Source organism: uncultured Maribacter sp. (assembly GCF_947500405.1).
Taxonomy (GTDB): domain Bacteria; phylum Bacteroidota; class Bacteroidia; order Flavobacteriales; family Flavobacteriaceae; genus Maribacter_B.
The window spans coordinates 263,770-283,078 of sequence record NZ_CANMRY010000003.1; the positions used below are offsets into that span (position 1 = coordinate 263,770).

The 19,309-nt window shown below is 33.2% G+C and carries 10 protein-coding genes; 2 read left to right on the forward strand and 8 right to left on the reverse strand.

The window, feature by feature from the left end:
- Nucleotides 1–3: 3 nt before the first annotated feature.
- The 8 genes from Q0945_RS05590 to Q0945_RS05625 form a co-directional block, all read right to left on the reverse strand.
- Complete coding sequence (locus tag Q0945_RS05590) at nt 4–2,982, reverse strand: glycosyl hydrolase 115 family protein (protein ID WP_299431737.1); 2,979 nt, start codon at nt 2,980–2,982, stop codon at nt 4–6.
- Entirely contained in the window at nt 2,945–4,021 is a 1,077-nt protein-coding gene (locus Q0945_RS05595; protein WP_299431740.1) for a phosphatidylinositol-specific phospholipase C1-like protein, read from the reverse strand. Before Q0945_RS05595 ends, Q0945_RS05590 begins: the two co-directional genes overlap by 38 nt.
- Nucleotides 4,022–5,461, reverse strand: coding sequence for a glycoside hydrolase family 125 protein (locus Q0945_RS05600; protein ID WP_299431743.1), 1,440 nt, complete (start codon nt 5,459–5,461; stop codon nt 4,022–4,024).
- A gap of 98 nt (nt 5,462–5,559) precedes the next feature.
- Nucleotides 5,560–7,866 carry a GH92 family glycosyl hydrolase gene (locus Q0945_RS05605; protein WP_299431746.1) on the reverse strand — a complete coding sequence of 769 codons (2,307 nt, stop codon included), beginning with the start codon at nt 7,864–7,866 and terminating at the stop codon, nt 5,560–5,562.
- A 5-nt stretch (nt 7,867–7,871) separates the two neighbouring features.
- Entirely contained in the window at nt 7,872–9,500 is a 1,629-nt protein-coding gene (locus Q0945_RS05610) for a glycosyl hydrolase family 28 protein (RefSeq protein WP_299431749.1), read from the reverse strand.
- A 2-nt stretch (nt 9,501–9,502) separates the two neighbouring features.
- Nucleotides 9,503–11,578, reverse strand: coding sequence for a GH92 family glycosyl hydrolase (locus Q0945_RS05615; RefSeq protein WP_299431752.1), 2,076 nt, complete (start codon nt 11,576–11,578; stop codon nt 9,503–9,505).
- Nucleotides 11,579–11,685: 107 nt separating this feature from the next.
- On the reverse strand, nt 11,686–13,347 hold the full coding sequence (locus tag Q0945_RS05620; protein ID WP_299431755.1) for a RagB/SusD family nutrient uptake outer membrane protein: 1,662 nt from the start codon (nt 13,345–13,347) through the stop codon (nt 11,686–11,688).
- A gap of 18 nt (nt 13,348–13,365) precedes the next feature.
- Nucleotides 13,366–16,419 (reverse strand): TonB-dependent receptor, encoded by a 3,054-nt coding sequence (locus tag Q0945_RS05625; RefSeq protein ID WP_299431757.1) that lies wholly within the window; start codon nt 16,417–16,419, stop codon nt 13,366–13,368.
- 400 nt (nt 16,420–16,819) lie between these two features.
- Here Q0945_RS05625 and Q0945_RS05630 point away from each other — a divergent pair, with 400 nt between their 5' ends.
- Both Q0945_RS05630 and Q0945_RS05635 read left to right on the forward strand, forming a co-directional pair.
- Nucleotides 16,820–17,689: an inositol oxygenase family protein gene (locus Q0945_RS05630; RefSeq protein WP_299431760.1), complete on the forward strand. Its 870-nt coding sequence runs from the start codon at nt 16,820–16,822 to the stop codon at nt 17,687–17,689.
- Nucleotides 17,690–17,722: 33 nt separating this feature from the next.
- Nucleotides 17,723–19,300 (forward strand): solute:sodium symporter family transporter, encoded by a 1,578-nt coding sequence (locus Q0945_RS05635; protein WP_299431763.1) that lies wholly within the window; start codon nt 17,723–17,725, stop codon nt 19,298–19,300.
- The last annotated feature ends 9 nt before the right edge of the window (nt 19,301–19,309 follow it).

Below are 19,309 nucleotides of genomic sequence, written 5' to 3' on the forward strand. Positions count from 1 at the left end.
ATACTACATTTTAGTTTCTGAAGGAAATGCATACGATTTTTTCCATCCTCCAAAGTCGATTAAAATTTGGTCTATCATTACGCCAGCATCTACCATCCAAATTTTTAATTTGTGTTTTCCTGCTGTATTTACAATTTGCTTTACAGATTGTAGTGATGCATTTTTTAATACATTTTGTTTCCAAGCATCACTTCTCCCAAAAGTTTGAAAATCGACTATAACAGGTTCTGCATCATCTATAGCTATGGCACAACGCACACCTGTCTTATTATTGGGTGCATGTGTTGGAATGGCTTGCAAAAACACATCGACTTCTCCAAAATTAAACGCATAAAAGTCATATTCTAAAATAGGACTATTTTGTTTTATAGCTTCCAATTCTGTTTCAGAATTTGCTTTTCGTGGTAATGCCACACTTACATTTCCTGTGTAACCAATACCATTAAAAGTCGTCCATTTTGCTTCTTTCCCATCAACTTTACGAGAAAAGTTTTCTGCATTTATAGAAACAAATCCTTTGTCTTCAACAAAGCCTTTGTAATCTTCCAACTCCTTTAATTTTGGATTAAAAACAGATACTCCAATATGAGTCGTTTTTCCTTTTGAAATAAAATCTATTCCAGAATTTACTTTAAAACTTGGTGGAATCAGTTGATAATCGTGCCCCAAAGGTGCTTCTTTTCTGTTTTCCCCTTTCGGGACTTTATCCCAATCTATAGTTACCCAAATACGCTCTTCTAAATGGTTTTTATTCAGTATTCCTGATGTTTTCGAGATTATAATCCAATTTGCTTTAGGCACTGCTTCCCATTCCAATTCATCTTTTCCTTTTAAAAATAAATCGATGTAATACTTGTTTTTGGTGTAAGCGTTAAAAACGGGTAAAACATCGGCATAGGAATTTATAACCGCATCATTTACTTCCATTTGATAGCTTTCTAATGCCATACCCAAAGTACTCGTTTTTTCTTTTAGAGGGATTGTTGCCGTTGGTTCAGCAAACACAGGCAAATGCCTTGGCTCCATTGTCATAATATGCTTCCACTTTCCATTTTGAAGCGTATTATTAAAATAGTCCGTTTCTTTTTGAATTGCTTTAAATGCATCAAAAGATTTCGTAGCAAAGTAGCTAGCACTTTCTCTTCCTTGAGCTGCAACAAATTTATTTTTATAACTGTAAAGCCATTTAAGATTTAAATTCGATGCGCCTGTAATGGGATAATGAATTAGTTGATAAAAGGCATCTTTTCGGTATGCTGGAATATTCTTTTGAATTTCATTTACATCACTAATTAAATTTTGATGTGCTTGAATGCGCTTACCAACTTCATCGCCATAATGATATTGTGTCAACTCCGTTTCTCCTGATTTGGTAACCGGTTCTACGCTACTCCAAGCCATAAATTCTGGTCTGCGCTGAAAGGCTAATTGGTTATATTGAAACATCAAATCGGTAATAGCCTTTGCGTTTTCTTTTCCAAATGCATTAGCACTCCAATTTAGATGGTGATTTTTAACTGAATCGTCATTTTTAAAAGCATCAATATTCCAAGCCATATCTAAAAACAACTCGATATTGTACTCGTGTGGTTTGATATCGCCACAATTCAGAATCCAAATGTTTTGAGACCCAAACTCATAGGCTTTCGTCATTTCCTCCCACATTAAAACAGGATTTGTAGAATTTAACCAAAGGTAATCGTGGGGTCTTCCCCAATACGAGGTATGGTAATAAACTCCTGCCCCTCCGCTTCTTTTTTGTTCTTGTTCGTTACTTAATTGGCGCATGTATCCGTAATTATCATCTGTCCAAACCAAACTAATATCTTCGGGCAAGTCTAGACCACTCTGGTAATAATGCAACACCTCTTTATAAGGTACAAATGCCTGTGGTTTTGCAACTCCTCGCTTTGTATTGGCTCTAAGAATCTGGCGTTGGTCGGCTATCACTTTTTCTAGAAGTTTTACTTGAGCATCGGTATCATCTTCGCCAACTATCATAGGCGAATCGTGTTCTCCACGCATTCCGACAGTATAAATACCTTCAAAATTTGCCGTTTCTTTTGCTCGTTTTTTAAATAATGATTTTATGGATTCTGAATTCGTATCGTATCTATAATCGCCCATAGTTTCATGATGCCATTCAGCGTTTATATTACACAGCATGGGTTCTGCATGCGAACTTCCAATAACTATGGCATAATTATCGGCAACTATTTTATTTTCTGGATAATGATAAAATGCCTTTGTGCATTTATGCATTGCAGGCCAAATGGTGTTGGCTCTTAAACGCAATAAAAGCTCAAATACTTTTGCATACGTTTTGGGGCCAATATCTCCCGTTTCAGGTTCGTAATTTAATGCTGCCCAACGTTGTAAGCCCCAATCTTCATCATTTAAAAAAATGCCTCGATATTTTACTGATGGCGCACCATAAGTCTTGTTTTCTATATTTAAAACTAATTCTTGTTGCTTTTCTGGCGTAATATCTGCCCACCATTCCCAAGGAGATACACCAATCTTTCGAGATATTTCTAACAGTCCGTAGGCAGTTCCTCTTCGGTCTGAACCGATAATTACTAATGCTTTTTTTATTCCTTTGGAAGGATTATTTATAACTTGAATGTTATATGTTTCCCATTTGCCTTTAATTTGAGAAACATCAATATTATGATTTTTAACGAATTGCTGAATTACTTTGCTTTTCCCTAATGTGCCTGCTATAATTTGGTGTGCTGCTCTATTTTGATGAGTTGCAACTGTTTTTCCTGAAACATTTTTTACATCGTTTGCTAAAATTACAGAAGCAATTCTAACCACTTCTGCGTCTTTTTTATCAATGAATATTGAAGCTATTTCTCCATTTTTAACCAATGGAAATTGAACCGTATTTTGCCCCCATGCGGAAAAACAGAGCATTAAAAATAAAAGTTGAATAGCTAGTTTAGTCATTGTATTCTGCTGCTTTTTTAATCCTTTCATAAGTGCCATCATCAAACTTCACTTCAAAATCAGATTTAAATAATGTTGATGGTTTATAATAATCGGTAGATATTACTTGCGCTCCTGATGCTTTTGCTTTTTCAAATTTGGTGTAATCGTTTGCTCTAGCTTCTTTAGTTCCTGCATCGGCACGCGTGCGTACCATATACCCTTTTGCAACTAGCTGCTTTATATATTCAAAATCGGTAATGGGATTATTCACAATTCTAAACGCAGCTTCAGGATTTCCTTCTTTACTATTCACAAAAAATACGCAGTTTTTTAGTGTGTTATCACCGTTGATGTAAAGCTTGTTTTTTTGTTCTTTTTCATCTAAAACAAAAAGGAATTTCCCTTTACAGTCTTCTAATTTTGGCCAGCCGTTTTTTAGGACTGCTTCTTCCAAATTATTAAAATCTTTCCGCACATCATCTGGTACTATCAAATCGTCTTTTGAAAAAACCGAACGTATTTCAGCATCTAAATCTTGATAGGCTTTGACTGAAAATGGCAGTGGTTTTGTTAACTGTGGTAGTGCTTTATCTTTCGTATTCATTAAGATGACAATCGGTGTATGTGTTGGGTTTTCATCCGACCATTGCTTCATCACGCTTAAACAATCTTTGAATAACAAATGATGACTTCTAAAGTCGATATCTTGAATATGAAATAATTTAAATCCGGATGCTTCTAAAGTATTATCTTCATCATAAGGCATTGGAATAGCTCCAGATTGTTTTACAATTTCTAAACCTTTCGGATTGGAAAAATGACCACCTTTTGGGTCGTAAAACACATCTAATTCTAAATTTAGCAAACCTAGATTTAGCTGTTCTTTAATACTAATATGCTCATATTCTAAAGATTTTGCTTTGCTAGAATCAATAGTTCCAATATAATTTAACAATGGTTTTTCTATACCTATTTTATATGAATTATGACTTCCAATAACCTGAATATCATTCAGTTTTAAATGTGTTTTATTTACACACCCAAAACAGACAACAATAATCAGACATAAAAGAGCCCGCTGTTTCATTTAAATAGATTTTAAAAGTTTCGGTTTTTCGTTGTATAGCTTTAAAATTAGTTCTCCAAATAAGGTATTCGCCCAAGCAAACCAAGACCTAGAGAATTTAGAAGCATCATCTTTATGAAAGGTTTCATGCATAAATCCTGAACCATTATGCGTATTCATCAATTGTTTGATACACCAAATTATTTCCTCATCATTATCACTTGTCATGGCTCTTAAAATAATGCCCATAGGCCAAATGGTATCTAAACCTGCATGTGGGCCACCTTGCCCCTCGCCTGCTTTCCCTTTAAAATAATAAGGGTTATCATCACTCAACAAATAGGCTCTTGTATTTTTATAGACTTCGGAATCGTAAAACGCTTCATTCATCAAATATTTCATGGCGATTAATGACGGAATATTAGGGTCGTCTATACATACTTTATTCCCAAAACCATCTATTTCGTAGGCATATATTTTACCATAGTGTAAATGCTCTGAAATGGCATATTTATTTACTGCTTGCAATACTTCGCTAGAAAATGAAGCACATTCTTTAGAAAACAAATCGTCTTTAAAAACCGTTTTATAAACCTCACTTAATTGTGCTAAAGATTCTACTGCAAACAGGTTTGATGGAATTAAAAAGGGGTACATCGTACCATCATCAGATGGTCTAAATGCAGAACAAATGAGTCCTACTGGTTTTATTGGTCTGCCTTTTCCACTAAAAGGTGCTGTAACGTTTTTATTTCTTCTAACGCGTTCAAAATAATAGGGTGTTGTTCCATTTTTGCGTTGTTCTGTTCTTAAGGTTTCTACTGCTAATCGCATGGCCTTATCCCAATCTGCATCAAAAACAGAAGTATCTCCAGTTTCTTTATAATATCCGTAAGCCAAACGAACGGCATAACATAAAGAGTCTATTTCCCATTTACGTTCGTGAATACCTGACTGTGGCGTTGGCTTATCGTCTTTCCATTTTGTTGGTCTTGCAACATCTTTGTAAAATGCATTGGCATAAGGGTCTAGCAACACGCATTTGGTTTGCCTATTTATTAAGCCTTTAAATAAATTTTTTAGTTTTTCATCTTTATGAACCAAAGGTAAATATGGCCAAACTTGAGCTGTAGAATCTCGCAACCACATGGCATCAATATCGCCTGTTATAACAAATGTATCTGGTTTATCATCAATAATCTCATAATCTACTGTGGTATCTAAAGTGTTTGGAAAACAGTTTTCAAACATCCACGCCAATTCTTTATTATTGATACCTTTTTTTACATTTTTTATAGTTTTTTCAACCGCATCACTAACAAATGTTCTTTTAGAAGGAATAGGTCTGTTGGAAGGATACGCTTGAAAATCCTGAGCTACTCCTAAAGCAGAACAGTTTAATGCCGTAAGTCCAGCAACACCCAAAGCACTTTGTTTTATAAATTTTCTTCTTGTTGTCATTTATTTAAGAATTAGCATCTGAAAATGGTACGAATAAAATAAGGATTAGTGTCTCTAAGAAAATAGATATCATCCTAATACACTAAAGATAATACACTTTAATTATCTCTGGCTTCCATTTTCATGTTAAGCACACCACCACTCGTTATGTCTTTATGAAACAAGGTAAATTCTTTTAATGACTTACCACTAAAGGTCGCTTCCTTTACAAAAACGTTGGTTTCATTATTATCAGTGGCTAGAATTTCTAAGGTTTTTCCTGAATGATAATCGGGATGCAATTGAATGGAAATTTTATCGAAAATAGGACTTCCTATTTGATATTCTGCATCTGCATCTGTTCCGCCATTTATTTGGAATAAACCAATTTTCATTAACACAGCAAGACTTCCCATTAATCCTTGGTCTTCGTCTCCATTATAACCTGTTGATGGTGCTAAACCTCCAAAAACGGTAGATGTTACTTTTCGAGACCAATACTGTGTTAAGTCTGGTCTGCCTAGTTTATGAAAAGTAAAAGCTGTTTGTATAGAGGGTTGATTGCCATAGTTTATTGGAATCTTTCTGTATTCTGGATGTAATTCTGATGCATGTGATGTTCCAGAGGTAAAATTTAAGGTTTCTGCTTCTTCAAATTGGGTATTCAATTTATCGGCAGCCACATCTTTTCCTCCCATTAATTCTCCTAATTCTGGAATATTATGAGGTACAAACCATGTGGATTGTGCGCCATTGGCTTCTATAAAACCTTCCTCATAATTGTAAGGACTATAGTCAGCTTGCCATTGTCCCTTTATATTTTTGGGTTGCATCCACCCGATTTTTTTATTGAATAGGTTCTGATAGTTTTTAGAACGCTTCATAAAATAATTGTAATCTACTTTCTTGCCTAACTTTAATGCCAATTGGGCTAACGTCCAATCTTGATACGCATATTCTAAAGTTAAACCTGCACCATCTTGATGCCCTCCAAATTTACCTTCTGGATTTGGATGCGGCACAAAACCATTTTTTAAATAATATTTAAGACCACCTCCTTTTTGTGTTTTATGCTCATAGCCCGCCTTTTCCATAATACCATTTGGCATATGGTTTTTCTTTAGAGCTTCGTATACATATTCTAAATTATTTTTTAGAATACCTTTTTGAATGGCACTCACAAAAAATGGTGTGGACGAACTTCCTGTCATTACAAACGTGTAATTTCCTCCTGAAGGTCCTCTAGCAACTAAACCTCCATCTTTATAATATTGCAGTAAAGACCATGTAAACTCTTCATAAATTTCTGGATATACTAAGCCCCATAAAGTATTTATTGTCCATTGCGCTCCCCAAAAAGCATCTGAGTTATAATGATTAAACTTAGGCGTACCATCTTCTTTTAAAGGCAATTGCCCTATTCTAAAGCTTTTTCCTGTATTATCTGGATACGCACCATTTACATCACTTATGGTTCGTCTTCCTTGAAGCGCATGCCACAAGTCTGTATAAAATCTCTTTTGTTGCTTTTCAGTATTCCCTTCAACTTTTATTCTACCTAAAAGGCTATTCCATTCGTCTTTTGAATCTGAAACTACAGCATTAAAATCCCAATGTTGTAATTCTGTTTTCATATTTAAACTAGCATTTTCTTCTGAGGTATATGAAATAGCAACTTTCATTAAAAGCGGCGTATTCAAATCCTTAAAATGCAACATGTAATTCCCTGTTTCTTCATCTTTTTGAAGATGATTTACAGACTGATTTAAAGCTATTTTAAAAAATACTTTTAAATCTTTTGGTCTTCTATGGGTTGGCGTAGCTACTACAGAGCCAACAAATTCTTTATCGTTAATTTGTTTTAATATGCCATTTGCATTATCGCTAGGCCCTAAAACGGTATTTAAATTTAATAGGATTCCTGCTTCAGATTTTTCAGGAAATGTATATTTATGAAAACCGACACGTTTGGTACTTGTTAATTCTGTTTTAATATTAAAACGTTGAAGTTCTAAGCTATGATAACCTGGTTTTACCACTTCATTATCATGACTAAATTTAGAATAGAAATCGGTAAAAATGCTATTTTTATTTTCTTCGGAAAAGGTAACTGGCATTACAGAAACACCAGATATTTGCCAACCATGAATATGGCTAAATCCTTTTATTGTATCTGTTTTATAACGATAACCACTACCCCAAGCTCCGTCTATTTCGTTATCTGGACTTAAATTTACCATTCCAAAAGGACGGCATGCCGACGAAAAGAAAAACCATCTAGAATTTTCTGTATCTAGTTGAGGATAGACCATATTTGAAAAATCGACCTCTTTATAAACCTCATCTGTGATTATTTGTTTACTATCATTTTTACAAGCAAAAACTGATAATAGTATAAACAATATAAAAAATTTACAATATCTCATTGGGCCTATTTAATAATGGCAGTAGCCGTTTTCAATTCATCATCTTTTGTTACCTCATGCGTTCCTTTTAATGCAAATTGTTTGTGATTAGTTTCTGGTAAAACCACATTTTCTATATTTAAAACGTTTACTTCATCAAATACAAATGCTGGTCTAAAATCTTTGTTTTCTAGTTTTAAATTTACATTTTTAAAAGTAATATCTTTTGCATAGCGAACGTAAAACCCCCAAGCAGGCAGTTCTCCAAACATTGAAAACTCTGGATAATCTTTTATTTTATAAGGCACTTGTTCTAATCTACTTAAAGGCACATAAGCCATTCCTTTTGATGCTCTACCAGGATACGTAATATCTATATTTTCTATAATTACATTTTCTATATTATGCCCAGGAATACCTACAATTGAAGATGGAAAAGGGTTGTGGAAAAAATCGACCTCTGGTCCTCTTAAATCGTAATTTATATCTGGTCTTCCAAAAGGTATTTCAACCTTTACATCTTTTATATGTACATTTTTTATGGTTCCCGGTTGTTCTCCACCTCTATGACCTAAGCGAATAAAAATACCGTTACCTGTATTTTTAGCAACAATATTAGACACACTAATGTTTTCTATAGCACCTCCATCAACACTTTCAATAGCTATTGCAGAACGAAATGTATCAAAAACATTAATATTTTCGATAGTTACATTTTTAAATCCACCGTAAGAAGCGGTTCCAAACTTTAATGCACTTGCACTACTTTTAATTGTACAATTTGCAATATATATGCTATCATTATAATACTTTGGGAAATACGATTTTAAACAAATGCCATCGTCGGCAGAATCTACATCGCAATTGGTTATTTGTACATTTTTACAATCGGTAATATCCATACCATCGTTATTCCAAAAGGCTCTATTAACTATTTTAAGATTATCTAATTTTAGTTTTTCACATAACTCAAAAGAAAGTCCCCAGCATGCTCCATTTTGAAGATTTAAATCCAAGACATCTACATTTTTACACATTGAAAACCTGAATAATTTAGGTCTTGCCGTTTCATTGGGACGCATGCGCCTGTAATTATACTTTGGGTCTATACGTTCTCCTGAATGGTGTAAACTATCTATACTTAGTGCCAAAGCTCTCCCTTGTCCATCTATTTTACCTTTGCCGTAGATTTTAAAATTATTGGCTTTATAGGCTACTAAAAATGCCATATTCGAGTAATCGTCTCTCTTTGGAGATTCAGGTCGTTCTGGCATTGGTACATCTTTATAATCGTAAGGATTTGTACTCCCTAATAAAACAGCACCTGCTTTTAAATACAAGCTTACATTAGATTTCATTACAAGACTACCAGAAAGGTATTCTCCTTTAGGAAATACTAAAGTACCACCATGGGCTTGATGAACTTTATCTATTAATTCTTGTAAAGCAACTGTATTTAATATTTTACTGTTACCAACTATACCATAATCTGTAACCAAATATTCTTTATTATTAGTCTTTTTTAGATACTCTTTTTTAACTTCACTTTGAGAGACATTTACAGGTGTTTCAGTTGCTTCTTTACATGACCAAAAAAATAAAATCAGTAAAAAAACATATAAAACAGAAGTACTACATTTTGTCTTGTATGCCATGTTTAATTTTGTTTACCCCAGTCTTTATTGGGTGTATCTGTTAATTCAAATTGCAAAATGCCGCCTTTAGAAATTAAATTAAAGTCTATAATACTTGAGTTAATTTCTACTCCATTCCATGTTACTTTTTGAATGTATATCTTTTTTGATGTTCTACCGTTTGTAATTATTTGCAACGGTTTATCATTTGTTTTTATAGTAATTTTATCAAATTGTGGTGTACTTAATGCCAACTGAGTACTTCCTGGAAAAATAGGATATACCCCCATTGTAGACCATACGTACCATGACGACATAGTTCCTGCATCGTCATCCATTTCTTTGATGTAACCATTGGGCGTATTGGTAAAAATTTTACGCGTAATGGGTTGTTCTAATTTATGGTGTGTTCCGTACCAATTATTCGTTTCCTTGTTTAACAATTGGTCGACTAACCTTTGCGTTTTCCATGGCGAATTTGTGTAATTATACAAATACGGCACTTGAATATCGGGTTGGTTACCTATGTTAAATAATTCGTTTTCAAAGAAATAATCTAATTGAGTTTCAAACTCATCTTTACCTCCTATCATGGTTTGAATTCCCTTTATATCAAAAGGTACAAACCATCGGTATTGCCACAACGTGCCTTCGTACAATCCGTCTCCATGCATGATATCTGAATTTTCATCCATAGTTAAAAACTTGTCTTTCCAAAGGGTTTTATATTCAAAAGCTTTATCTCTATAAAATTTAGCATCTGCATTTTCTCCTAAAGCTTTAGAAATTTCTGAAAGTGCCCATAAATCATAACTCGATTCTAGTACATTATCTGGCGATTTAAACGGTAAATGTTCAGCTTCTGCTTTCATTTCTTCATAAATATCTGATAATGGAAATGGCAAAATTCCTTTTTGATATGCATCTAACACAATAGCTATGGTATGCTCTGTTCTAATGGTTAAGAAAGGTTCTGTTTCTGTTGCCCAATCAGGTTTTCCTTGTTTGTACAATGCTTTTAAAGACGTTAACATGTCTTTATATCTATTTGGATATAAAAATGAAAATAAAGGAAGTTTTGTTCTAAACGTATCCCATACAGACCAACCGTGATAATGCGATGAATTAGATTTGTATTGATTACCATCACTACCTCTATACACTCCATTTTCATCATTTATAATAAATGGCGATTGTGTTGCGTGGTACAAATGTGTATAGAATAATTCCTTTAGTGTATCATTTTCTGTCTCTACATGAACAACATCCATAAGATTGTTCCATGATTTAAATGCTTGCTGTTTAACTTCAGGAAAGCTTAATTTTTCTGATAACTTTAAATTTTGAATGGCACTGTTTTCATCAACAACCGACAAAGCACATCGTAATAAAATATCTTGATTATTTTTAGTTGAAAACTTAAAAATTAATTTAGAATTATCTTCAGTTACTTCTGATACTTCATGATTAAATCTAATAGCGTAGTAAAATGTGTATTTACCTTTTCTACAAACATTAACGCTTGTTATTTTGCCACTAATAATACCATTTTCTACATGATAACTATGAGATACGTGACCTGCATAACTACTTGCTAAATCTATGGTAAATCCAGCATTTTTAGATTCTGGAAATGTATATTGATGAAATGCTACTTGCCTAGTTGCAGTAAGCTGCGTTTTTACACCGTTGTTTAAGTTCACTGAATAATATCCAGCTTTAGCTTTTTCACTTTCTTTTGAATATGTTAGACCTTTAGAAATTGAATCTCCTTTTGAAATAACAAAAGGTAATATTCTTAAATTCCCTCCTACGCCTCTACATCCAACACCAGAAAATCTGGTATTTGAAAAACCAATGATTTCTTTAGCACTGTAATCGTACCCAGAATGTGCTATTGGGTTTGTATCTGGACATGGTTTTACCATTCCGAAAGGAACACTGGCAGCAACATCTGTTTGCCCATGGTCGTTTTCTGTAGAAATAAAAGGGTTTATATATACTGCATTGCTTTGCTTTTCCTCTGGTTGAGGAACTATATTATTTTGCCTTTTACAACAAAACAAGCTTAGAAAAACAAGTGTAAGGTATATGCGCATAATGAAGTTAAAAAATAAAGGCAGACAAAAAACTCATCTGCCTTTATAAACTAAAATAACTAACTTAAACAATTAAACTTTTTTATTTCTAATAAGCAAAATCCTACCTAGTAGTTAGGGTTTTGATCTAAAGATCCTTCAGATAGAGCAACCTCGTTATCAGGAATTGGTCTTACTAGATGCGTATCTGCAGCAAACACTCCATGATCAACATTATGTGGGTTATACATATTGATACGTTCTTCTAATTTACCTGTTCGCTTTAAAACTGCCCATCGGTCTTCTTCTCCAGCAAGTTCTATAGCTCTTTCATCTAAAATAGTATCAATATCAACAGAAGCATAATGATTTGCTACACCTGTAGCACGTTCTCTTACTCTATTAATATGACTCAATGCTGCACTTGTATTACCAGCACCTAAATTAGCCTCAGCTGCAATCAAATGCGTTTCTGCAATTCTAAATAAAAACGTATCTCTAGATCCACCATTTTCGGCGTCAATACCTACATCATCAAACTTTTTAAATATTGGGAAATTAGTTCTTAAAACATTAGAAGAATATTGATAAATAGCTCCAGGTATATTATCTGGAAGTCCAAATAAATATTGATCTGGTTGATATACCCAATATCTGTTTAATTTATCTGCTAATTCTACGGCATCAATAGACTCTTTAGGATAATATACGATTGTATCTCCTACAACAACATTATCAGAGCCTTCAGGAGATGTAAAAGTAGCATCTTCATCTGCAAATAGGACCCTATGTAGTGTTACTTCATCTCTCGAGTCATTACTTTCCAATAACTCATAGAAACGAGGTGTTGGCATTAAGCTAGTATTATTGGCTCCGTATGGATTATTTCTTCCTATACCTGCATAATTATCAATAGGGTTCATAAAAACACCATGCTTATTATTATTTCTATCGTCAAAGTTTCCATTTGACCCATACTGTACTGCAAAAAGGACTTCAGGGTTTACCTGATTACCGTAGTCAAATACTTGAGCATAAGTTTGACTTCTTATATCATAAGATCCAATAGCTTGTTCTGCTAAATTTGCAGCTGTTGTATAATCTGCATCACTTCCAAACGATTTATAAGCTCTTGTTAAATAAACATCTGCCAATAAATGCTGCGCTGCACGTTTAGACATTCTGCCTGTTTGTGGAGTATCTCCTAAATTAGGAATAGCGGCCTCTAAATCTGCTATAATTTGAGTAAATGTCTCTGCTTCGGTAGCACGTACATAATCTGTACGTATGGTTGTTGTTTCATTTAAATCTAAAACTACTCCTCCAAAATGTCTAACTAAATTATAGAAACCAAGAGCTCTTAAAGCTTTTGCCTGAGCAATTCCATTATCACGAACAGCTAAATTAGCATCGCTCCAAGAAATTTGATTTTCATAACGATTGATAACTGTATTAGCATCTGTAGTTAAACTATAATTTTTCCCCCAAAACTCTGCTGCATTACCTTCACTTGCTGTTAAACCAAAATAATCATTTATCGGCAAGTTACTTCTTACATCATCTTGTGAGGTAAACATATCCGTACCAGAAAACATAATACCGTAGCCCTTCTTATAAAGTTCACGTAAATTACTATACATTCCTGCTACTAACTGGTCTGCATTATCTTCGTCTATAAAGTTTTCGGCAACTAAACCGCCATAAAACTCCTCTTCTATATAGCTGTCACAGGCCGTAAAAATTAAGCCTAGTAATAAAACTATTTTTTGTATTTTAAAAATTGATTTCATCTTGTTTACAATTTATAATTATAATGATACATTTAATCCAAACAATACTGTTTTCGTCATATAAGCAGAACTGTAAGAATTCTGTAATCCAGTTTCTGGATCTGGCCCTTCATAATCCGTGAAAATAAATGGATTTTGAATATCTAAAGACAGTCTCATACTACTTAGATTTAACTTGTCTAATATATTTGATGAAAGTGAATAAGTTAAACCTATATTACCTATTTTAACAAAATCAAACTCCTCATAGTAGTATTCTCCTGGGTGAGCATAAGATAGTGCCGGTCTTGACGCATTGGGGTTATTAGGAGTCCAGTAATCTAAATTAATTTTATTAAATTTTGCTTGGTCATTTTGATAAGGTGCAAAATTTTGATAAAACTCTGAATGTCCTAATGATCCTTGACGAGTGTTTACCTGAACTCTTGCTTCAAAGTTTTTATAGCTAAAAGTATTAGTCATACCTCCAAACCAATCAGGTGAAGTAGAACCTATTACTACTTTATCTTCATTATTAATAACACCATCGTTATTTTGATCTACAAATTTATATTGCCCAGGTCTGGCACCAAATGTAGCTGCTTCAGCATACTCATCTAGCTGCCAGATACCATCATTTTCGTAAGAAAAAATAGCTGATGGGTCTGCTCCTACTTTTGTTACACCATGACGGTTAAAAGGTACTTCTTCAATACCACCGTCAATTTTTAATACTTCTGCTTTGTTTTTTGTAAAGTTAAAACTAGTTCGCCATTTAAAATTTTCGGTTTTTATATTGGTAGTATTCAAAACAACCTCAAGACCTCTATTTCTTACTTCTCCAAAGTTTCCAACTGCAGTGCTAAAACCAGAAACAGCTAATAAAGATCTTCCGAACAAACTCCCGTCTGTATCTTTATTGTAATAATCTGCAGTTATATTAACTCTATTGTTAAATAGCCCTATATCTACACCAATATTAGTTTCAGTATTTACTGCCCAAGTTAATTCTCTATTTGACAAACGATCAACCTGTTGGGAAGATACCAAATCATCTCCAAATAAATAAGTTCCTCCACTAAGAGCAGAAAAAGACTGATATGGTCTTATTGTATCTATATTACCTGTTTGTCCATAACTTAAACGCAACTTCATGTTATTAAGCCAAGAAATATTTTGCATAAAATCTTCCTGTGATAATTTCCAAGCAAAAGCAGCAGATGGAAAGAAATCCCATTTATTACCTGTAGCCAAACGCGAAGCTCCATCATAACGACCTGTAACAGTTAATAGATACTTGTCTTTAAATGAGTAATTTAATCTAGCTGCAAAAGATGCTATATTCTCTTTAATAAAATCACTATCAAAATCACGTATATCTGTACCTTGTCCAGTATTATAAAATAAAAATTCATCCGCTAAATTACGTGTTTGTATATCTCCTTTTTCAAATTCTTTATGATACAGTGAGGAAATTAATGTAGCTCCTAAACTATTATTATCGCCAACATTAAAATTCATATTAGCAATATTATCCCAAGCATAAGTTACTATAGACGCTGAGTTATATACAGCCCTAGTTCTTCCTGGATCATTCCTAGCTGCTTTTGTCAATAAAGCCCTATGCTCACCAAATCTACTATAAACTAAACTTGGGGAGAACTGGGTTTTTAAGCTTAGCCATTTTAAAGGTTTATAATCTAAAAATGCGTTTGCTATGATATCAAACCTTTTAGTATTAGTTCTCCAAGCTCCCTCTTGTTCATAAATTGGATTGATAAAACGTTGATCTTGCTGATCAGGGATTAATGTAATTGAGCCATCATCCTCAAAAGGATCTACTGTTGGTGCCAAACGGAAAGAGCTTCTAAATAATTCGCGGCTTCCTTCTTCTCTTTCAGAAAAAGCTATATATGTTTTTAAACCAAATGTTAACTTATCACTAACCTTTTTAGATAACGACCCAGAAAGATTATATCTTTCAAAATCTTCTATACCTACAACGCCTTCATCTTTTAAATACCCTATTGATGCATTATAAATAAGTCCATCTTGTCCTCCAGATGCTGACAATGTATGACTTGTTTGAATTCCTGTTTCTTGAAACATTCCAATCCAATCAGTATACCTTCCGTTTGCAACGTTACTCTGTTCTTCCGCGCCTATAAATTCAACTGTATTATCTGGTACAATATTATTATAATCCGAAGCTGTAGCAGGTCCTGCATTAAGTAAATTAGCAAACTCACGTGCTCTTACCACATCATTAGTAAACGCAACATACTCATCACCATCATAAAAATCTGGTGAATTAACTACACTACGCACACCAAAAGATGAGTCATACGTAAAACGTGTTCTACCTTCAACACCGCTTTTCGTTGTAATTATTACAACTCCATTAGCTCCCCTTGCTCCATAAATAGCAGTAGAAGAAGCATCTTTAAGAACATCTATTTGTTGAATATCTGCAGGATTCAATGCATTGATATTATCAACAAAAATTCCATCAACAACATACAGAGGCGCTCCTAAATCATCCGTAGGACTATCGCTTATACCATCATTTTGTTGGTTATTGTTTCTAAGAGCTCCATTACCTCTTACTGTAATGGAAAGAGGTGCACCAGGTTTATTATTTAGCGACCTAACATCTACACCTGCTAAGCGACCTTGTAAAGCTTGAGCTACATCTGTTTTTCTCTGCTCAATTACTTCATTACTTCCAATTGAAGCTACTGAACCTGTTAAATCTTTACGCTTAACTGACCCATAACCAATTACAACAACCTCCTCTAGCTGTGCTGTGTCCTCTAGTAATTGCATATCTAAAGTTGATTGTCCCGAATACCCAACTGTCTTTGTTTTGAACCCTAAGTACGAAAATATAATTACATCACCGTTGTTGGCTTGTATTTCATAATTACCATTAAAATCTGTTGACGTACCAATTAAAGTCCCTTTAATAAGTACATTGACCCCAGGTATAGGCACATTTTGCTCATCAGTAACAACACCTGATACATTATCCTGTGCGAAAACTGATAAAACACCTATAAAAAAGGCAATCAATAATAGTTTTAGTTTTTTCATTTTAATAAATTTTAGATTAGGCATAATTATTTCGTTAAAATTAAGTTAAGACTTGAAATTTGATATGGAATTTTACATCAAAAACATGGAAATATTCTTTAAAGCTAATTAAAAATATAAGCTTTATCTTACATAAATTTAATCTTAAATTTCAATCATTATCAAAAAAATACATTATATAAATCTCTAAAATAAATAAAGTAGTGAAGTGTTTTTGATTAAATAATCCATATAAATAAATTATTAGTCCATCATGGCATATACTACTGTTCTTAAATTTGTTATAAACTGATTTTACATCATTTTATCTCATTTATTGTATTGAAAATTTAAGCTTATTAAACTAATTCAATTTTTAGAATGAGAAATTAGCCAATAAAAATTAAATAAAGTTAGTAGTATGAAAAAATCATCAATTCATCAACCTCTAGAGAATATAGAGCATTGGGAAGAAGATCTAATTAAAAGATATCCTGACCCCGATACTAATGGTAAAGAAAAAGAAGACTTTAGAAACTACGAAGATTCAGATAGAGCTGAAAGTGTAAAAGAATTTTATAGACTTAATCATATATTTCAAACCTATGATTTTGTCTCGGAAAAAGAAGCTGGTTTTTTAGAGTTTAATAGAAAAGAAATGTCTATTTGGGAAGCTGTTGATTTCTTAAACACCCTTGTTGATGATAGCGACCCTGATATTGATTTAGATCAACTACAACATTTATTACAAACGTCTGAAGCAATAAGAGCCGACGGACATCCAGACTGGTTTGTCTTAACGGGATTTTTACATGATGTTGGCAAGGTGCTTTGTTTATTTGGAGAACCTCAATGGGCTGTAGTTGGAGATACTTTCCCTGTAGGTTGTAAATTCTCTGATAAAATTGTACACGCTAATTATTTTGCTAACAACCCTGATTCAACAAACCCAAAATACAATACTAAATATGGTATCTACTCTCCAAATTGTGGGTTAGACAATGTTAAAATGAGCTGGGGACATGATGAGTATTTATATCAAATCATGAAAGATCATTTACCGGAGCCAGCATTATATATTATAAGATATCATTCTTTCTATGCACAACATCGAGAAAACGAATATAGCCACTTGATGAATGAAAAAGATGTTGAAATGTTTGAATGGGTAAAGAAATTCAATCCTTACGATTTATATACAAAAGCACCTGTTAAACCAGATGTTAAATCTCTAAAACCTTATTACCAAGAACTTGTTAAAAAATACCTACCCGACACGCTAAAATTTTAAGAACTAAGAAACTAACTAACCAGCCAAACAATAATGTTTTATACCTATTTAGGATTTTTTGGATTTACCTTATTCGTAATACTTTATACAACATATAAACTCCGAAAAGATAAATTCACAACCTCAGAGGGTTATTTTTTAGCTGGAAAAAGTTTAACAGGCCCAATCATCGCAGGGTCTATGATACTTACCAACATTTCTACGGAACACTTAATAGGAATGAATGGAAGTTCTTATAAAAACGGTATTATTATAATAGCTTGGGAGGTTACTTCTGCTATTGCTTTAGTTATTGCAGCTATTTATTTTATTCCGAAGTTTATAAAATTGGGGATAACTACCATCCCCGAATTTCTAGAAAGGCGTTTTGATGGTGTAATACGCTCTGTTGTTGCCTTTTTGCTAATGTCATCATTTATTATAACGCTTTTACCAATTGTTTTATATTCTGGAGCTATTAATATTGAAAGTGTTTTTGATTTTTCTGCAATATTCAATGTATCAAAAAGTGAATCGCTTATTTATACTGTTTTAGCCATAGGTATTATTGGTTCTATGTATGCCATTTTTGGCGGTTTAAAAGCTGTAGCATACTCAGATTCTTTAAACGGTATTGGCTTAATGCTAGGAGGACTTCTTATACCCACAATTGCCTTATATCAAATTGGTAATGGTAATATGTTTGATGGCTTAAGCACAGTGTACCATTTTGCGCCAGATAAATTTGATATTATTGGTAAGCCAGATTCGGTGCTTCCTTTTTCTGTTTTGTTTACCGGATTAATGATTAATCAGTTGTATTTCTGGGGAATGAATCAAGCTATTATTCAGCGAGCGTTTGGAGCTAAAAATTTAGTTGAAGCTCAAAAAGGACTTATTTACACTGGTGTATTGAAGCTCTTTGTTCCTGCCATAATTGTTTTACCAGGTCTAATTGCTTATTACTATTTTCAAGATACCTATTATGCAACACCTGATTTAATATATCCTATGTTGGTAAAAAAGGTATTACCATCTTATCTTTTTGGTTTTTTTGCTGCTGTTATTCTGGGCGCTGTTTTAAGCACATTTAATAGTGTACTAAACTCAGCAAGCACCATTTTTTGTTTAGATATCTATAAAAAGATTTTTAATAAAAATGCCTCCGATGCTAAATTGGTGAAATATGGTAAAATATCGTCTGTTATTCTAGCTTTAATAGCTATTGCTGTAGCACCAATGGTTGCTTATGCTCCTGATGGTTTATACCAGTTATTACAAGAACTAAACGGCATTTTCTTTATTCCTATTTCCTCTATTATAATTGCTGGAATATTCTTTAAACAAATAAATACTAAGGGCGCAAAAGCAGGACTTTTCTTTGGATTTACATTTTACATTCTAACCACTTTTATACTTAAAGTAAACATCCATTTTGTGCATTTGTGGGGTATCGAATTTCTTTTAAATTTTGCAATCATGTTTTTAGTTTCTAAAATGTATCCTTCAGAAATTAAAACGGATTATTATAGTATGAAACAAGAAGTTGTAGAAAAGTCTTGGCCTAAAGTGAAGGCTTATGGAATTGCACTTGTTTTTTTAACAGTTCTTATCTATTTCTTGCTTTCGTAAGAATTTTAT